The sequence below is a fragment of the Paenibacillus sp. S-12 genome (genome assembly GCF_030363895.1).
Classification (GTDB): Bacteria; Bacillota; Bacilli; order Paenibacillales; family Paenibacillaceae; genus Paenibacillus_B; species Paenibacillus_B alvei.
The window spans coordinates 171,718-189,204 of the sequence record NZ_JASIUF010000016.1 but is presented as its reverse complement, the minus strand read 5'-3'; the positions used below and the strand labels follow the sequence as shown (position 1 = coordinate 189,204).

Below are 17,487 nucleotides of genomic sequence, written 5' to 3'. Positions count from 1 at the left end.
TTGTGTTCACAATATTCAAATTAGAATATAGGGGTGGTTAAAATGAGCGCTTCTACTCGTGCTCGCATAACGGTTATTGGTCTTCTGCTTGGGCTATTGATCGTATCGTTGGATCAGACGATATTATCGACAGCCGTGCCGACGATTGTTGCAAAGCTTGGCGGCTTCGAACAATACGTGTGGTTGTTCTCGGCTTATCTGATTGCGAGCGTGGCGAGTATGCCGCTGTTCGGCAAATTATCCGATATGTTCGGGCGCAAGCGTTTTTTTCTAATGGGGATCGCCTTATTTATGTTAGGTTCGGCATTATGTGGATTGGCAGGTTCGATGAACGAATTGATTTGGTTTCGCGCAATTCAAGGCGTTGGCGGCGGAGCGCTTATGCCGGTTGTATTTACGATTCTGTTCGATATATTTCCAGAGGGGAAACGAGCAAAGATGACAGGGATGTTTGGGGCAGTGTTCGGCCTGTCCAGTGTGTTTGGGCCCATGGCAGGAGCATTTTTTTCCGACCACTTGCACTGGCGCTGGATTTTCTACGTGAATCTTCCGTTAGGACTGATTGCCCTTCTTCTTGTTATGGTCGGCTATCGGGAGACACTTTGCTTCCAGAAGCAGCGGATTGATTGGATGGGCACATTTACGCTGGTTGTTGCGATATTGTGTTTCATGTTCGGGTTGGAAATGGGCGGCAAGGATTATGCATGGTTTTCTCCAACGATCATAGCGTTATTTGCAGGGGCGCTCATCATGCTTGTTCTGTTTATCATTGTCGAGATGAAGGTGGCAGAGCCAGTCGTCCCGCTTGGCTTGTTCAAGAATAAGTTGTTTACCGCAAGCATGGGGGCAGGAATGCTCATTGGAATGCTGTTGATGGCAGGAGCAACTTTCATTCCTTTATTCATTCAGGGAGTTGCGGGCGGCTCCGCAACGAATGCCAGTACGGTACTCACGCCGATGATGCTAGCACTCGTATGCAGTACAGTTACAGCAGGATTTCTGTTAAGAAGAATGTCTTTCCGCAACATTATGCTAATATCGGGAATATTGCTGCTGCTGTCTGTTGTGCTGTTATCACAGGTAACGCCTGACACCTCCATGTCTACAATGGTTGTCTATATGATCATGATGGGCTTTGGGATAGGTGCTTCCTTCCCTGTCACTTCGCTCGCGGCACAATATAAGGTGGATTATCAGCAGCGGGGCACGGTTAATTCGCTAGTGCGGTTCTTTCAAACGCTTGGCAACACACTGGGGATTAGTATTTTAGGAAGTATTCAGACCTCCTATTTACGGGATCGATTCAGCGATGTGTTGACTGATCCGAAGCTTGTGGAACAGCTTGGCAATCCTCAGATTCTATTGCAGGAACAAGTGCGGTCATCCATTCCAGAGCCGATTTTGAAGCAACTGACTAGTGGGCTGTCTGATTCCATTGCCCAAGTGTTTGTCTGGTCTATTCCATTTGCGGTGCTTTCGCTGTTGTTCATTTTGCTAATGGGACGTGTTACAATGATGACTAAACACTCTCATGGGCGTGCGGCAGCCGCTGAGCAGGGAGGAGAACCTGCATGATTGCGAAAGGGCTGTCGTTTCATGAAGGAAGAGGTGGAACGCATGTCGATGAAGCTGGCCATACTTGGTTTGCTTATGGAGCAAGATCGCCATCCTTATGAGATGAGTCAGGCTATGAAAGAACGCGAAATGCATAATTATATGAAAATTCAATACGGGTCATTGTATTACGCGATTGACCAGTTAAACAAAGGCGAGTTTATAGAAAAAGCCGAGTTCGTGAGCGGCGGTTCTCGCCCGGATAAGACGATTTATCGCATTACGGAAAAGGGAAAGCGAGAGCTTAAAGGACTGCTCATCGAAGAAATGAAAAAGCTGCCTCATTTGAATCATCCTTTTTATGCGGCGCTGTCCTTTGTGAAGTATGCGGATCAGGCAATAGTTATGGAGATTATTGAGAATCGCATTTCTTACTATGAGCAGGAAGCGGAACGAATGTGGGCCTTGTATGAAGAGCATATCTCATACGCTCCTCGTTCTGTTCTTTATATGCTGTACGGAGGCTATAAATATACAGTAACGGAACTGAATTGGTTGAAAAGCCTGTACGAAGATGCGCAGGCTGGCCAATTGGGCAGCGTGGGAGAAGCTTTGCCCGTCCAGAAGCTGCATTAGAGGAAAGCTGTCGAAAGAATATCTCGATCTGTCGGGGATGTTCTTTTTTTGTTGAATATGAATAAAAGGGAACTGAGCAGGACATCCTTCCCACTAAGGGAGGGGTAACCATATGTTTACAATATCGACTATAAGTTCGGAACGGAAGGGAAACATGACATCAAGATCGGATAAGCGCGCTATCGTATTCGCAAGGTTGTCGTTAGGAATTGCTGGAGCAGTGTTGTGTGCAGCAGCAGGTTTGCTCCTATCTCCAGTCTCTGCCCATGCATGGTTGACGGAAACAGGTATGTATCAACATGGAGCTTTGACACAAGCATCGTGGATCAAGCATGCTTCCTTACAGGTGCAATCGAAGAAATTGACCTGGACCTCGAGTGCTGTAAATGAAGCGCTGCCACTCGTGTATGTGCAGCCTTTGCCAGCGGCTAAAGGGCAAAAGGCAAAAGAAGGACAGGAAAGCCCTAATGTTGCGGTTGCGGCGGCCAAGCTTACATTTACGGCTGCTGAGCTCGCTCCCCAGAAGGAGCATGTGATTCGGTCAATGAAGGTAGTGGCTACTGGCTATACAGCAGGAGCAGAATCAACCGGCAAGGAGCCGGGGCATCCGGAGTATGGGGTTACCTATTCGGGTGTTAAGGTGCGTCGTGATTATGTCTCCACGATTGCGGCTGATTTGTCTGTTTTTCCGTTAGGAAGCATCCTGTATATTCCGGGATATGGGTACGGTGTTGTATCGGATATTGGCTCTAAAATTAAAGGTAAGAAGCTTGATTTATTCTTCCATACAACGAAGCAGGTATACGGGCAATGGGGGAAAAAAGAAGTGGAAATCAAGCTAATTAAACGCGGAAATGGAAAAGTATCGGAGCAGATGCTCGATGAATTGAACGCTGCGGTGTTTAAAAATAAAGGAATTCCGGGCTCGATGCTGTAATTGAGGCTTATTCGTTGCTGGAATGCGAGCTGTTGAACCCGAATAATCGAATGCCGCACTAAGCATAATATCTCCTGTAGAAACGCAATGTTTCTGAACATGACCCGCCATTAGCGGGGATGCAGGAGGTGAATAGTGATGGTGAAGAACAACAAAGCGAACCGTATGCACCCAGCGAACTCAAAGTATACTTCTACTGAATTCGCAGCAGAAAATACTGCTGCTGATACAGAATTCGGTCAAGAGGCTGCAGGTACAGTTGGTGCTGCAGGTACAGCTGGCGCTGTAGGCGCTGCTGGTGTAACAGGAGCACAAAAAGGCATCGTGCAAAAGGTGCAGGAAGCTGACCAAAAATAATACACCAAGATGCATTGGCAAGTGACAGACTCGGCCTGGCATTGGATTGAATGGCTGCCCTTGAGGCAGCCATTTTCATTTGACCTGGGAATCAAGAGGACAAAATAGTAATTCACTTCCAGTCCCTCGGTCTCGAGACTGAGGCGAACTTCCTTCCTCCGGCGCTGGTAGTTGGACATGGTATCCCTTACAATGAGTACATAATTAATGACATGTGTATGGAAATGGAGGGAACCTAATGAATAATCAGCGTGGTAGATGGTCGGGCGGATTGTTTCTGATTGCTATCGGTGCTTTTTTTATGCTTAACCAGCTTGGATATATTGATATGGATTTGAGTGAGCTAATACGAACCTTCTGGCCAGTTATTCTCATATTAATAGGATTTAATGCCCTAATTCACGGAGCATTATGGGGGCTTATTCTATTGGGAATCGGTGGATACTTCCAGTTATCAACCTTAGGTATCTTGACGACGTCTGTAGGATCAGATATGAGACTGCTCGTTCCGTTCATCCTCATTATGATTGGTGTAGGCATGTTGATCCGTCCACGGAAGGATCGGCATAGAGATAAATACCGGGATCGTCGAGACCGCAATCACTGGGATGAAGGGCATTGGCATGAACAGGGCTCGCAAACTGACAGATCGTATCGCGAGCCTCGCCCGCTTGATGATGATTTTGATCAAACTTTTAACAAGCACTTCAAGCAAGACGGGGTGTCGGGCATGCCTCCCGGATATAATGAAGATGGCTCAGGACAGAAATGGGATGGGGGCAAGCGTCAACAAGACGACTTCAGCCAAAGTCAAGATCGGTCGTCGGATTATGATCCCTTCAAGTATGCAGGCTCGGTTCCACCTCCACCTCCACCTCCGCCACCACCTCCGATGGGAGATGGATCGAGGGGCGGTACGATGAACAAGGCGGGATTTATCGGTGATATTCATCTTGGCAGTGACTATTGGGAATTGAAGCCGATGAACATCTCGCATTTTATTGGAGATACCGTCATCGACTTGACGAAGGCGCAGGTTCCATATGGCGATACAAAGATCAATATCTCCTCCTTTATCGGAGATGTGAAGGTGTATGTACCGAATGATATGGATCTTGGCGTGATCGTGAATTCAAGCTCCTTCCTTGGTGATGTAAGAGTGTTCAATCAAGAGAAGGAAGGATTCATGAACAACCTGCAAGTGGAGACGCCCTACTTTTATGAAGCGGGCAAGAAGGTGCGGATTACCGTCAGTACCTTCATTGGAGATGTCAAAGTCATGAAAGTGGGGTAATGCAATCATGGTGTCACGGTGGTTTCGCCGCACGAAAAGTGTAAAGTGGGAACTGCTTCTCACCTTTGTGATTTCTGGCTGCATTATCATGAGCGTGTTCTGGATTGGGTTTGTCTATGGCGGATCCTGGTACACGGGTATGAACTGGTGGCTGTTCGGCATCATTACCGTCATTATAGTATCGGTTATTATGGGCTATGTCGCAGGCGTGCGCCTTCAGCGCCGCCTCGATGTGCTGCATGAGAGCATGATGCAGGTAATGAAGGGGAATTGGTCGGAGCGGATTCCGCTCGGTGATGAGGAGTCATTCGCGCGCTTATATGAGGATTTTAATACGATGGTAAGCGGGATGGAGCAGAAGCTTCGGCTGTTGCAAAAAATGTCCGAGCAGCAAGTGATGGATCGGGAGCGGGAATGTGAGGCTGTCGTGCTGGAAGAGCGGAGACGGCTCGCTAGGGATTTGCATGATACAGTCAGCCAGCAGCTGTTCGCGCTTCATATGGCCTCCTCGTCCTTGACGAAGGTGATGGACATGGATATGGAGCGAGCGAAGAAGGTGGTCGGTCATCTTGTCGAAATGTCCCATACCGCACAGCGTCAAATGCGCGGATTAATCGCACAGCTGCGGCCTCTGGAGCTCGACGGAAAGACGCTGCAGGAAGCGTTGGAACGCTGGTTCCCAGATTATTGCAGACAGAATGGATTGCAGGGTAAAATTGATATTGAGCTGAATAGCGGACTGTCGGAGGCAAAGGAACATCAATGCTTCCTTATGATACAAGAGGCAATGGCGAATGTCGTCAAGCATGCCAAGGCGAGGAAGGTGACCTTGACGCTGCAGGAAACGCCGAATCAAATCATTCTTGCTGTCGCGGATGATGGTCAAGGATTCGATCTGCAGGGGGCATCATTTAAGGCTGGAAGTTATGGATTGACGACAATGCGCGAGCGTGTGGATAAGCTGGGAGGTCATATGGATCTGATTAGCCGCCCCGGTGCAGGGACGACGATTCGTGTGCACATCCCTAGATTTGAGGAGACGAAAGAACGGTTAGCTGATAGCAGCACTTCAGATGAAGGGCGTACGAACAGCGGCGAAAGAACGGGAGAGGATTCGGATGAGTGATCGGACAACGGTATTTCTCGTAGATGACCATGAAATGGTACGGCTAGGATTGCAAACCTACTTAATGCTCGATCCGGAAATTGAGGTCGTTGGTGAAGCAAGTGGAGGGAGAGAGGCAATAGCTGCGATTCAGGCGATGGGCAATAACAATGAGCCGCTCCCAGACTTGCTGCTAATGGATTTGATGATGCCGGATATGAATGGTGTGGACACAACGAGAGAGCTTATTGCACAATATCCGGACTTGAGAATTGTGATGCTTACCAGCTTCATGGAGGATGATCAGGTTGTAGAGGCGATTCAAGCAGGGGCGGTGAGCTACGTGCTCAAAACCGTGTCAGCTGAAGAACTGGTATATGCGATCCGTGGCGCGCTGCAGGGCAGACCCGTTATGAGCGGTGAAGTATCTCAGGCATTAACTCGAGGCTTGCGCAAGCGCGCAGCTCAGCCGGATGACGAGGGACTGACTGAACGGGAAAAAGAAGTGCTTCTGCTTATTGCTGACGGCAAGACGAACAAGGATATCGCAGATGAGCTCCATATCAGCATTAAGACCGTTAAGACGCATGTATCGAATCTCCTCATGAAATGCGAGCTTCAGGATCGTACTCAGCTTGCTGTGTTCGCGCACCGCAAAGGGTGGGTTAAAAGTGGATAAATTCGTCTATCCTATTCATAGATGCAATGGTACGAATGAACAGCTTCTAGTTAATGGATATGTCAAATGTGTGCGTCTGCTCGTCCAATTTCCAGTTTTTATTCTATAGAGCAGCAGGAGTTGCAAAACAGGCCGAATGGCCTGTTTTTTTGTCGAACTTTAGTCGTATTATCTTTTATGGTGTTTTATAATGATTTTAAGCTAGGATTAAGGTTTATCATCCATTATATAAACATATCATTATGAAACTTCATCGATACGAGTTAACTTAGGAGGTAGGCAAAATGGACGAACAAAAACGCAATTTATTTCGTGCATCCGACAAGGATTCTCATACATCTGAATTAGACGACAACGCTCGACAAGAGCGCGAGGGACGTCTGGACGAAGCTCAGGAGCATGGTGAGCACAATGAACGTTATTATTACGCCTACGGCCCTTATCAATCGGTAAAGCAAGAAGAGCCTTCGCGAACTACAACATCAATAGATCCGGCTGGCCGCATGAATGATGTGCAGGTTACACCGCCAAATCCGGTGAAGCCCCTGCCGTTCTCCAGTGTTACACAACAAGGATCGGCTCAAGCTAACGGTGTTGCCGCTCCGAATCGTGGAGATGGCGGAGGACAATCCGCTCCGCCGCAAGGTGGTTGGAACTTCAAGGAGTCAAAGCGCAAGGGTGGAACATCGTTTAAGGCTATGTTCGCCTCCTTCATGGCAGGGGCCTTAGTTATAACGGCACTTATGGTTACAGCTGACAAGGCGAATCTGTTCACGGGCGGCACCGCGCTTGCTGGTGAAGGAGCGGGAAGCAGCGCGGCGAATGCAGTCCAAACGAATGGTCCGGGAACTACGCTGCCTAACGGCTCGAACAGTGTGGCCGACGTATTTAAGAAGGCGAGTCCAGCTGTAGTGAAGATTGAAACATTTGCTACTACAAGCGGCCAGAGCGGGGGCAACAACCCATGGATGAACGATCCGTTCTTCCGCCAATTCTTTGGAGACAGCTACGGCAATGACAATTCCCGTCAAGATGTGAAGCCGAAGCTTCAGCCTCTTGGAATCGGTACAGGATTCATTTTCGATAAAGAGGGATATATTTTGACGAATCAGCACGTTATTGAAGGTGCGGAGACCATTCAAGTACAGGTTGAAGGGAGCAAGGAGCCGCTTAAGGCGGAATTGCTGGGGCAGAGCAAGGATTTGGACTTGGCTGTATTGAAAATTAAAAGCAATGGCGATCTTCCGACCGTTAGCCTTGGCAATTCCGATGCAACGCAAATTGGAGACTGGCTCGTTGCGATTGGCAACCCGTCCGGATTTGATCATACGGTAACCGTTGGTGTTCTGAGTGCGCGTGAACGCAAAATCAATGTTGACGATAACGGCAGCGCGCGTGAATACCAGCACTTGCTTCAGACGGATGCATCCATTAATCCAGGTAACTCTGGAGGACCGCTGTTGAATATGCAAGGTGAAGTTATCGGCATGAATGTGGCGGTAAGCCGTCAAGCGCAAGGAATTGGCTTTGCCATTCCATCCAATGTAATCAGCAAAGTTGTGGAAGACTTGAAGAACAAGCGCGAGATTCCAAAGGAGCCTCTTCCATTTATCGGCGCAACATTGATTACGATGACAGATGATATTGCAGATCGATTGGGTATGAATTTGATTAAAGGTTCTCTCGTAAGTGAAGTGTTGTTCGGCTCGCCTGCATATGAGGCAGACCTGCGTGCTTACGATATCATTACTGGCATGGATGGCGCTAAATTTACAACCAAGGAAGAGCTAATTGAGCAAATTAGTAAGAAAAAGGTTGGAGATACGGCTAAGCTTCAAGTTGTACGCAATGGCAAGTCCATTGATGTAAGTGTGAAGATTGGCGATAAGAATAAATTTGCAAAACAATTACAGCAATAAGGGGAAGGGAGTGCGTCTCGACATGAACAATGACACATGAAGGGCGCATCCCCTTAAAGTATAAGGATAGGAAGCACAGAATGGCTACGGCGATTACTGGCTTCCTTTTCGCTTTAATTGGAAGAATGGAAAATGATTTGCAATATTTGATGAAAATAGGAATTAGGAGTTGAGAATGATGCGATCGACGATATTGGTCATTGATGATGATGAGAAAATTACCTCGATGCTTCGAAGAGGGTTAGTATTTGAAGGCTTCGAGGTGCGAACGGCTTCGAATGGAGCAGAAGGACTTCGGGATATGATGCTGCATGAACCGGATATGGTTATTTTGGATGTTATGATGCCGGAAGTCGATGGTTGGGAAGTATGCCGTCGTATGCGTGAAGGCGGCAGCTCAGTGCCTGTACTTATGTTGACGGCTAAGGATGAAGTGCAGGATCGCGTGAAGGGATTGGATAATGGGGCGGATGATTACTTGGTGAAGCCCTTTGCGCTTGAAGAGCTTCTTGCGCGTGTACGTGCCTTGCTGAGGCGTCGCAGTGACAATGAGGGTGGATCGCATCGATTGACGTTCGAGGATGTTGTGCTCGACTTGCATACACGCGAGGTGCAGCGGGACGGCAAGGCAATCGAGCTGACAGCGAAGGAATTCGAATTGCTCCATCTGTTCATGCAAAATCCGAAGCGGGTGCTGCCGCGTGATATGATTATGGAGAAAATATGGGGATACGACTACAGCGGTGAATCCAATGTACTGGAAGTATACATTGCAATGCTTCGCCAGAAGACGGAAGAGCATGGAGGCAAACGCATCATACTAACGATTCGCGGGACGGGCTATGTATTGAGAGGGGACAGCTAAATCAATGTCGATTCGATTGCGGCTTACAGTTTGGTATTCAGCGTTGCTTGCCTTTACCTTGTTTTTGTTCGGCATCGCGATTTATACATTTGTCGATTACAACCTTTATCGGGATGTTAAGGCGCGTATTACGAATCAAATGGATCAATTGTACATCTACCCGACTATCGACTGGGAACGTTCACAGCTAAATTGGGATGTTCAGAAATCCAATCGGTTAAACAATGAAGAAGTGTTCTTCCAAACGATTAATTTCAGTTCAGGCAAGCTTATTCGTTCTGATAATTTGAAGTCGTTAGGTTTGAAGCTGCCGGTTCCGACGAATGTCAATCAGATTCAAGCAGGCATTCGCAAGGTTGAGGTGCAGTCGCTTCAATTTCTCGTATATGAACAGCCGATTAGATTAGAGAATAACGATTCAATTATCGGGGCGGTGCAAGTTGCTGCATATACCGGACATGAATCTAGATTTATGCGTGAATTGCGGAGCATTCTGATTGTGGCCTCCATGGTTACGGTGGTGCTGGCATTCTCGCTAGGGCTGTTCCTGGCGCAGAAATCACTTCGCCCGATTGGGAACATCATTAGAGCGACCGATCGGATTCAGAAAGGCGCGGATCTAAGCGTGAGAATTCCGCGTGTAGGGCCGCCGGATGATGAGATTGGCCAATTGACCGACAGGATTAACAGTATGCTTGGGCGCATGGAGGCTTTTTACAATGAGCTTGACGAAGCCTATCGGGCTCAGCGCAGATTCGTATCTGATGCCTCGCATGAGCTGCGTACACCGCTGACGACGATACGCGGAAATGTGGATCTGCTTGCAAAGATGTGGCTCCAGGAGGGAGGCTCTCTTGCCCTTACGGAAGCTGACAAGCAGCAGATGTCCATGGAGGCGCTGAGTGATATTTCTGATGAATCGCGCCGGATGAGCAGGCTCGTCAATGATATGCTGTCCTTGGCTCGTGCGGATGCGGGCTATGTGATGGAGAAGTCCATACTCGAATTGAAGCCGCTTGTGGAAGAGGTGGTGCGCAGGGCGCAGTTCCTGCCGCGCAAGGCAGAGTGGATACTTGGAGATATTTCGGCAATCGAGGATCGAGTGGTGTGGGGAAACAAAGATTATTTGCAGCAGATGCTGTTTATATTTATCGAAAATGCCTTTAAGTACACGGATAGCGGATTTGTTCGTCTTGATGCTATTTTACAAGATGATCAGATTGGCTTGAAGGTGCAGGATACAGGCATGGGCATGAATCAGAAGGAAGTTCCGTATATTTTTGAACGATTCTATCGTGCAGACGTATCTCGCGGCGTGACTTCGGGTACAGGGCTCGGTCTGTCGATTGCAAAGTGGATTATTGATGAGCATCGCGGTTCTGTAGAAGTGGTTACGAAGCCTGGAGAAGGAACGACGTTCATCATTTGGCTGCCGCTTACCTCGGTCGACGCGAGTGAGGAAATTCCGGTATAATGGAGATGCCGGATGCTCGCAGCGGGTGTAGACACAGCTCTGCCAGCAAACGAAGCGATTGGAAGGGAAGCAGGTGTACTTGTGGAAGTAAAGAAAATAACACCGCGCGGTTATTGCTATGGCGTTGTTGATGCAATGGTCATTGCGCAGCAAACAGCACGCAATTTGGATTTGCCGCGGCCTATTTATATATTGGGCATGATTGTGCATAACAGTCATGTGACAAACGCATTTGAGGATGAAGGAATTATTACGCTTGATGGCCCGAACCGGATGGAAATACTGGATCAGGTGGAATCTGGGACAATTATCTTCACGGCACATGGCGTGTCGCCAGAAGTTCGACGCAAGGCTCGCGAGAAGGGGCTTACTACGGTCGACGCTACTTGTCCGGATGTAACGCGTACTCATGATTTAATTCGAGAGAAGACGGCCGACGGCTACGAGGTTATTTACATCGGGAAGAAAGGGCATCCGGAGCCTGAAGGGGCGATAGGTGTCGCACCGGACAAGGTACACTTGATCGAACGAGAAGAAGAAGTTCCGACGCTTCAATTGGCGACAGACAAAATTATTATTACGAATCAGACGACGATGAGCCAGTGGGATATTAAGCATATTATGAATCGGCTGGTTGAGAAATTCCCGACGGCCGAAATCCATAACGAAATTTGTATGGCGACACAGGTTCGGCAAGCTGCAGTTGCTGAACAAGCGGGAGAATGCGATCTCGTTATCGTCGTCGGCGACCCTCGCAGCAATAACTCGAATCGTCTTGCTCAGGTGTCGGAGGAGATTGGCGGAACGAAGGCATACCGCATTGGCGATCTGTCCGAGCTGGATGTGGAATGGCTGCGTGGCGTTAAGAAGATCGGTGTAACCTCCGGCGCTTCGACGCCGACGCCAATTACGAAGGAAGTCATTGCGTATTTGGAGCAGTTCGACGAGGCGAACCCGGAAACATGGGAGAAGAAGCGTACCGTGAATATGAAGAAGCTGCTTCCTCCTGTTCGAACGAAGTCAAAATCGTAAAGATGAAACAAAGGGACTAGCTGGTACGTAGAAATATAGAAGAACAGGGGCTCAGTGAATCCCGTTGCAGAAGCGGGCTTCGATCCAAAGTAATGTAACTTCATATCATAAAGTCTGCATGTGTAACATGTAAAGGCAAATGAGCACGGCTCCCTCAAAGGAACTTACATGCTAAGTATTCCTTTGTAGGGAGTTTTTTGTGTCTGGAATTGCTGGAAGTCTGTCGAAAAATGGGTTGTGGAGATTGTTATGCATAGGGGGACGTGCCCATATTCGCACGAAGAAAGGTTTCGCAATCTGACGAAATATATCGAGCAATCCCCGGAGAAGCCGTGAAAGGTTAGCAGTTTTTCTGGGGGTTATTTTTTGTACAAAGTAATTTTTAGTTTATGTCACAAACAAAAGTTTTATGTTGTTAAGTAGGTAAAGTGGAAATTAGCTCTGCGATATGAAAAACAGAGAGGAGAACTATCAATATGAAGACGACAATGAAAATGACGATTGCGACGCTTAGTGGAATTTTATTTATAAGTTCCGTGCATTTTACGGCTTTGGCTGCGCCGTCTCTTGCTCCAAGCGAAATGATGATGAAGATAGCGGCTGCTAATAAGAAGAATGAAAGTAAGGCGGAGAAGCTAGAAAAAGAAGAAACTGCTAAAATTGACAAGTTGCTGGCTAAAAATCCAGAGGATCTGTATGCGGTATATGTCAGTAATGAATTAACGAAAACAAAAGGAATAGAGGTGTTCTTCAAGGGCAATGTTTGGCCAAAATATGACAGTTATAAGGATTATCTTAAGAAGGCGTCTACTTTAAAAGACGGCGTGCTGCAGCAACCGGCAGATCTGCCGGAAGGATATGAATTTGTAAAGGCAGCAATGAAGGGACCAAATAGCGGGGAGTATTTTGCTGAAATGAAGGCTGAAGCTAAAAAGCTTGGAAAGCAGGTTTACTCCAAAAAGATTAACTGGGTGCACGCGAGAGGAATCGAACTAGAGTATGCGAATGGGGAGCATAAACTAATATTAGGCTATATGCGTCTGGATCCTAATGAGGTTGTAAATCAAAAAGGCTACGTCTATCAGACTGCTGAGGAGTTAAGTAAGAAAAATAAAGTGTATGAGAAAGACCCCAAAAATATGCTCATTTGGTTTGAAAAAGGAAAACAATTCAAGATTGAAACGGATCCGGGAAACCCCTTAACAAAAGAAGACCTGATCAAGCTTGCAAAGACAATGGTCAAAAAATAAAAAAGATTTCATTTTACGGTGAATAACAGTAGTTACTTTGATATAAACGACCCTCAGGGAAGACGTAGAGAGAATGTCTTAATCTGAGGGTTGTTTTTGTTTCATGGACTACTGAAAATGATGTCACAAATGGCATACTGAAAATTGTTATATAAATAGATACTATTCCACGTTAAAACAAGAAGGGAGTAATTTGAAATGAAAATGACGATGAAAATAGCAATCGCAACAATAAGCGGGATTTTATTAATCGGTTCGATGAATCTCGCAGCAGAGGCAGCATCTTCTCGTTCGATAAGCGATATTACGCTGAAGACGGCAGCAGCTAAACCAAAGACCATGACTGAAGGTGAAAAGCTGGAGAAAGCAGAACAGGATAGAATTACCAAATTGCTTGAAAAAAATCCGGATGATACCTATATTGTGTATGTAAGTAAAGAATTGACAAAAGTCAAAGGCAGTGTGGAAGTCTACATGATGGGCAACACCAGGCCGAAATTTAATAAATATGAAGACTATCTGAAGAAAGCAGCCAGTTTGAAGGAGGCAACGCTGCAACAACCTGCTAACTTGCCTAAGGGATATGTCTTCTCCGAGGCAGAGATGATAGGACCATACAGCACAGATTATTCTGCGCAATTGAAAGCAGAAGCGAAAAAATTAAAAAAACAGATTTACTCTAAAAAGCTTAACTGGACAATCACAAATGAAACCAAATTAGAATTCAAAAATGGAGACAATTTTATCAAAATAAGCAGTAGGAAGCCTGATGCGGTGGATAAGAAAAATTTTAGTCAAGAGTATACCTATACAAGCGCGGAAAAAATGAAAAAAGATAATCCATATGTAGACGAGAAATATCTAGTAAATTCGTTGGTTTGGATCCAACACGGCAAGTTGCTTTCCGTTCATACGAATCCAAAGAATCCAATGACGAAGGAAGATATGATCAAGTTGGCAAAAACGATGGTCAAAAAGTAAGAAGCCTCCTGTTATTGATACGAAACGTAAGATAGTCCGATATTGAACACCCTCAGGGAAGACGTGGATCAGCATGTCTAACCTGGGGGTATTTGCGTTTCTTCGATTGAAAGTCATGTCACAAATCAAATGGTTGAAATTGTTATATAAATGGTAGATATTACATACTAATACAGGAAAGGTGCGATTTTATATGAATACGAAGATGAAAATAGCAATTGCTTCACTATGCAGCATTCTATTGTTCGGATCCATGCACCTCATGTCAGGCACAGCGTCAGATCATGCTATAAGCGGCATCAACTTGAAGTCAGCAGCAACGAAACCAATGGCTGCAAGTGAAGGCGAGAAGTTGGAGCAAGCAGAGAAGGCTAAACTTGACAAACTGTTGGAAAAAAATCCGTGTGATATGTATCTAATATACAGCAGTTTTCAGCCAAAGGGATTTGAGGTTTTTGGTTATGGCAACTTTAATCCACGATATGAGAGATACGAGGACTATGAGAAGTTATTGCGTGTTATGAAAGAGCCGGCTCCACAGAAGCCTGCTGACCTGTCGAAGAGCTATACGTACGACGGGGTTATTGTTGTAGGGCCGTATACAAATGAGTATGCGGCAGCCGTAATGTCTGAGGCTAAAAAGCTCGGTAAAAAGGTGTATTCAAAGAAGCTTGAGTGGAAGGATACGAATATGATCCAGTTACGTTTCGTAAACGGAAAGGATTATATACAGTTCTCGAGTTATCGGATTGAAGAAATGGATAAGAAAGAAAAAGGATTTGTCTACAAAATTGCTGCGGATGTGAAAAAGGAAAATCCAAAACTTGATTCAAAATTTATTAGTAACACATTAAGTTGGTATGAACAGGGTAAAGGGTTCTCGATTTCAACCAATCCTGACAATCCGCTGACAAAGGAAGACCTGATCAAGCTTGCAAAGACGATGGTTAAGAAATAAATACATTTTCTGTTGATTACAAATACAGTATTTCCACTTCATCAAATATGTCTAAAAAAAGAGAATCGAAATTTTGAAAGCAGCGGTAAAAAAATAATAGGTTGAACAATTAGCTTAGGTTTTGTAAATTAGGCCCACGCAGTCCTTGGAACGGGATTGCATGGGTTCTTTTTATTGATTATCATTCCTGCAGCAACAGCAACTAACCCGTTCTGTACAAAAGAGGTTGACATTATAAAAGTACAATTATAGCATGAGTATAACTACATACGTGGTTCTTGAGTGATTGAGTTTGGAGGTTTCTTGAATGAATAAAATACCGCCTATTACGGATGCTGAGCTGGAGATTATGCGCGTATTGTGGGCGCGTCCGGATTGTCCTTCCAGTGAGGTTGTAAATCAAATGACGGATTTGATGGAGTGGAGCCCGAATACGACTCGGACGCTCCTGAGCCGATTGGTTCAGAAAGAAGCGGCCGGAGCAAAGCTGGAGAAGGGGTCGAAACGAAACTATCTGTATTACCCGCTCATCAGCGAGCAGGAGTATCTGCAATCCGAAACCAAATCCTTTATGAAAAAGCTGTATGGCGGAGCTTTAAAGCCGATGCTGGCCAACTTTTTACAGGATAAAAAGCTAAATGCGCAGGAAATTGAAGATCTAAAATCGTTATTTGATGAGAACCGTGATGACGATAAAGCAAAAAAAGAATAACACGTGTAACCTATAATGGTCTACATCCCTCGGAGAAGACGGCAATAACGCCAGTCTTATTTCGAGGGATTTTTTTTAGATTTATAACATAAAAAAGTCGATCCGTGTCACAAATCTCGTTTTTCAGTTGTTCATATAGATGAAAATAAAACTTCCATAAGAAAAAAAGTACAAAGTGAGGTAAATAGTCTTTATGAAAATGACGTCGAAACTAGCAATTGCAGCAATATGCGGAATGCTAATGTTCAGTTGTATGAACAATGCCGCGGAGGCTGCGCCAGCCAAAAGCGAAATAGACTATACCGTGAGAGACCCTTCGGGAGAGCCAAAGGTTCTTGAAGATGAGTTGGCAAGACTAAATAAATTGATTGAGAAAAATCCAGGCGAGTCTTATGGCATATTTATTGACAATGAAAAGACAAAAAGCCAGGGTTCGGATGTTATCTTCACCGGGCATGTCGCACCTTCCTATGAAACCTATGAGGATTATTTGAAGAAGGCTGCTGATTTAAAAGGAGTCATATTAGTAGAGCCTACAAATCTGCCAGAAGGATATTCCTTTGCAAAAGCAGAACTTTTATGTCCATTCAGTCCGCAATTCAAGAACGATTTGCGAGCAGAGGCCAAGCAGAAAGGTGCAGCTGTGTTGTCGAAGAAATATGAGTGGACAGAAGCTGGTCAACTTGTTTTGGAATATAAGAATGGTGAAGATAAGTTGCTTTTGGAATATATTGCACGGGATTCGAAAGCATCCTCTGCCCAGAAAGGGTATCATTATCAAACTGCTGATGAGAAAAGGCAAAAGTTAAAACCAGAATTTCGGAATAGCCCGCAGCAAAACACACTTCTATGGACGGAACAAGGCAGGCAATTTCGGATTATAACCAACGAAGGAAATACTTTGACGAAGGCAGACTTGATCAAACTTGCGGAAACGATGGTCAGAATTAATAGATGAGGCTGAAAGAGAGGAGAATATATTTATGAAAATGACATCCAAACTAGCAATTGCAGCGGTGTGCGGTATGCTGCTATTCAGCTCCGTGAACTTTACAGTGGAGGCAGCGGCTAAAAAAAGCGCAATTGATTATACAATGAAAGGCGCTTCGGGAGAATCAAAGGTCTTGGAGGAAGAGCTGGCAAGATTGGATAAAGAGGTACAAAAAAACGGCGGTACTTATTGCGTATTCGTAGATAACAAAAAGACGAAGTCCAAAGGGCCGGAGGTGTTCTGGTATGGGAATGTAAAGCAACAATTTCAAAATTATGACGACTATATGAAGAAAGTCGCTGGATTAAAGGGAGCAGCATTGCAGCGACCGACAGACCTGCCGGAAGAGTACGCCTTTGTTGAGGCAGGATTTCTGCCTTATTTGGATCAGAATTTTAAGGCGAATTTGAGGGAAGAGGCGCAAAAATCAGGAAAAGTGGTGCTTTCGAAAAAATATAATTGGAATAAATCAGAATCGATGACACTCAAATTTGCAAATGATAAAAATTATGTGAAGTTGAACTTTTATGATATGGGAACGAAGCATGCGACGAACAAGAAAGAATACACTTATTACCCTGCGAAAAAAGGCAGTGGCAATAAAGCGGGAGAGAACCAACTAATTTGGGTCGACAAAGCGTTGAGCTGCAATATTTATACGAACGCTGATAACCCGATGACGAAGGAAGACTTAATTACACTTGCGGAATCGATGATTGTCAGAAAATAATCAAGAATGAAGG

At 45.5% G+C, this 17,487-nt stretch carries 17 protein-coding genes; all 17 read left to right on the top strand.

Annotated elements, in window-relative coordinates:
* Positions 1-42: 42 nt before the first annotated feature.
* A complete protein-coding gene (locus NO352_RS16265; protein ID WP_289356150.1) occupies positions 43-1,575 on the top strand; it encodes an MDR family MFS transporter in 1,533 nt (510 codons plus the stop codon).
* Positions 1,576-2,190 carry a PadR family transcriptional regulator gene (locus NO352_RS16260; RefSeq protein WP_289356149.1) on the top strand — a complete coding sequence of 205 codons (615 nt, stop codon included), beginning with the start codon at positions 1,576-1,578 and terminating at the stop codon, positions 2,188-2,190. It abuts the gene before it with no gap.
* A 289-nt stretch (positions 2,191-2,479) separates the two neighbouring features.
* A complete protein-coding gene (locus NO352_RS25310; protein WP_412102513.1) occupies positions 2,480-3,127 on the top strand; it encodes a 3D domain-containing protein in 648 nt (215 codons plus the stop codon).
* A gap of 138 nt (positions 3,128-3,265) precedes the next feature.
* Positions 3,266-3,484, top strand: a complete 219-nt coding sequence (locus NO352_RS16250; RefSeq protein WP_163977745.1) for a hypothetical protein — start codon at positions 3,266-3,268, stop codon at positions 3,482-3,484.
* A 238-nt stretch (positions 3,485-3,722) separates the two neighbouring features.
* Positions 3,723-4,778: a cell wall-active antibiotics response protein LiaF gene (gene liaF, locus NO352_RS16245; RefSeq protein WP_289356148.1), complete on the top strand. Its 1,056-nt coding sequence runs from the start codon at positions 3,723-3,725 to the stop codon at positions 4,776-4,778.
* A 7-nt stretch (positions 4,779-4,785) separates the two neighbouring features.
* Positions 4,786-5,904, top strand: coding sequence for a HAMP domain-containing sensor histidine kinase (locus NO352_RS16240; RefSeq protein WP_289356147.1), 1,119 nt, complete (start codon positions 4,786-4,788; stop codon positions 5,902-5,904).
* Complete coding sequence (locus NO352_RS16235; RefSeq protein ID WP_005548451.1) at positions 5,897-6,562, top strand: response regulator; 666 nt, start codon at positions 5,897-5,899, stop codon at positions 6,560-6,562. Before NO352_RS16240 ends, NO352_RS16235 begins: the two co-directional genes overlap by 8 nt.
* Positions 6,563-6,846: 284 nt before the next feature.
* Entirely contained in the window at positions 6,847-8,481 is a 1,635-nt protein-coding gene (locus NO352_RS16230) for a S1C family serine protease (RefSeq protein WP_005548450.1), read from the top strand.
* Positions 8,482-8,659: 178 nt separating this feature from the next.
* Entirely contained in the window at positions 8,660-9,346 is a 687-nt protein-coding gene (locus tag NO352_RS16225) for a response regulator transcription factor (RefSeq protein ID WP_040736178.1), read from the top strand.
* A gap of 4 nt (positions 9,347-9,350) precedes the next feature.
* Positions 9,351-10,820, top strand: coding sequence for a sensor histidine kinase (locus NO352_RS16220; protein WP_005548446.1), 1,470 nt, complete (start codon positions 9,351-9,353; stop codon positions 10,818-10,820).
* Between the two features lie 81 nt (positions 10,821-10,901).
* The gene (locus NO352_RS16215) at positions 10,902-11,852 is read left to right on the top strand and encodes a 4-hydroxy-3-methylbut-2-enyl diphosphate reductase (protein ID WP_040736176.1); all 951 of its coding nucleotides are present in this window, start codon (positions 10,902-10,904) and stop codon (positions 11,850-11,852) included.
* A gap of 476 nt (positions 11,853-12,328) precedes the next feature.
* Positions 12,329-13,102 carry a hypothetical protein gene (locus NO352_RS16210; protein WP_005548442.1) on the top strand — a complete coding sequence of 258 codons (774 nt, stop codon included), beginning with the start codon at positions 12,329-12,331 and terminating at the stop codon, positions 13,100-13,102.
* A gap of 198 nt (positions 13,103-13,300) precedes the next feature.
* Positions 13,301-14,083, top strand: coding sequence for a hypothetical protein (locus NO352_RS16205; protein WP_262866633.1), 783 nt, complete (start codon positions 13,301-13,303; stop codon positions 14,081-14,083).
* A 193-nt stretch (positions 14,084-14,276) separates the two neighbouring features.
* Entirely contained in the window at positions 14,277-15,041 is a 765-nt protein-coding gene (locus NO352_RS16200) for a hypothetical protein (RefSeq protein ID WP_289356145.1), read from the top strand.
* 307 nt (positions 15,042-15,348) lie between these two features.
* Positions 15,349-15,753 carry a BlaI/MecI/CopY family transcriptional regulator gene (locus tag NO352_RS16195; protein WP_197268137.1) on the top strand — a complete coding sequence of 135 codons (405 nt, stop codon included), beginning with the start codon at positions 15,349-15,351 and terminating at the stop codon, positions 15,751-15,753.
* Between the two features lie 193 nt (positions 15,754-15,946).
* Positions 15,947-16,711, top strand: a complete 765-nt coding sequence (locus NO352_RS16190; protein ID WP_289356144.1) for a hypothetical protein — start codon at positions 15,947-15,949, stop codon at positions 16,709-16,711.
* Between the two features lie 25 nt (positions 16,712-16,736).
* On the top strand, positions 16,737-17,474 hold the full coding sequence (locus tag NO352_RS16185; protein ID WP_289356143.1) for a hypothetical protein: 738 nt from the start codon (positions 16,737-16,739) through the stop codon (positions 17,472-17,474).
* The last annotated feature ends 13 nt before the right edge of the window (positions 17,475-17,487 follow it).

Bases quoted from the DNA above. Each gene is read 5' to 3' on its own strand.
- NO352_RS16265 (WP_289356150.1), top strand. From the start codon at position 43: ATGAGCGCTTCTACTCGTGCTCGCATAACGGTTATTGGTCTTCTGCTT.
- NO352_RS25310 (WP_412102513.1), top strand. From the start codon at position 2,480: ATGTATCAACATGGAGCTTTGACACAAGCATCGTGGATCAAGCATGCT.
- NO352_RS16250 (WP_163977745.1), top strand. From the start codon at position 3,266: ATGGTGAAGAACAACAAAGCGAACCGTATGCACCCAGCGAACTCAAAG.
- liaF (WP_289356148.1), top strand. From the start codon at position 3,723: ATGAATAATCAGCGTGGTAGATGGTCGGGCGGATTGTTTCTGATTGCT.
- NO352_RS16240 (WP_289356147.1), top strand. From the start codon at position 4,786: ATGGTGTCACGGTGGTTTCGCCGCACGAAAAGTGTAAAGTGGGAACTG.
- NO352_RS16235 (WP_005548451.1), top strand. From the start codon at position 5,897: ATGAGTGATCGGACAACGGTATTTCTCGTAGATGACCATGAAATGGTA.
- NO352_RS16230 (WP_005548450.1), top strand. From the start codon at position 6,847: ATGGACGAACAAAAACGCAATTTATTTCGTGCATCCGACAAGGATTCT.
- NO352_RS16225 (WP_040736178.1), top strand. From the start codon at position 8,660: ATGCGATCGACGATATTGGTCATTGATGATGATGAGAAAATTACCTCG.
- NO352_RS16220 (WP_005548446.1), top strand. From the start codon at position 9,351: ATGTCGATTCGATTGCGGCTTACAGTTTGGTATTCAGCGTTGCTTGCC.
- NO352_RS16210 (WP_005548442.1), top strand. From the start codon at position 12,329: ATGAAGACGACAATGAAAATGACGATTGCGACGCTTAGTGGAATTTTA.
- NO352_RS16205 (WP_262866633.1), top strand. From the start codon at position 13,301: ATGAAAATGACGATGAAAATAGCAATCGCAACAATAAGCGGGATTTTA.
- NO352_RS16200 (WP_289356145.1), top strand. From the start codon at position 14,277: ATGAATACGAAGATGAAAATAGCAATTGCTTCACTATGCAGCATTCTA.
- NO352_RS16195 (WP_197268137.1), top strand. From the start codon at position 15,349: ATGAATAAAATACCGCCTATTACGGATGCTGAGCTGGAGATTATGCGC.
- NO352_RS16190 (WP_289356144.1), top strand. From the start codon at position 15,947: ATGAAAATGACGTCGAAACTAGCAATTGCAGCAATATGCGGAATGCTA.
- NO352_RS16185 (WP_289356143.1), top strand. From the start codon at position 16,737: ATGAAAATGACATCCAAACTAGCAATTGCAGCGGTGTGCGGTATGCTG.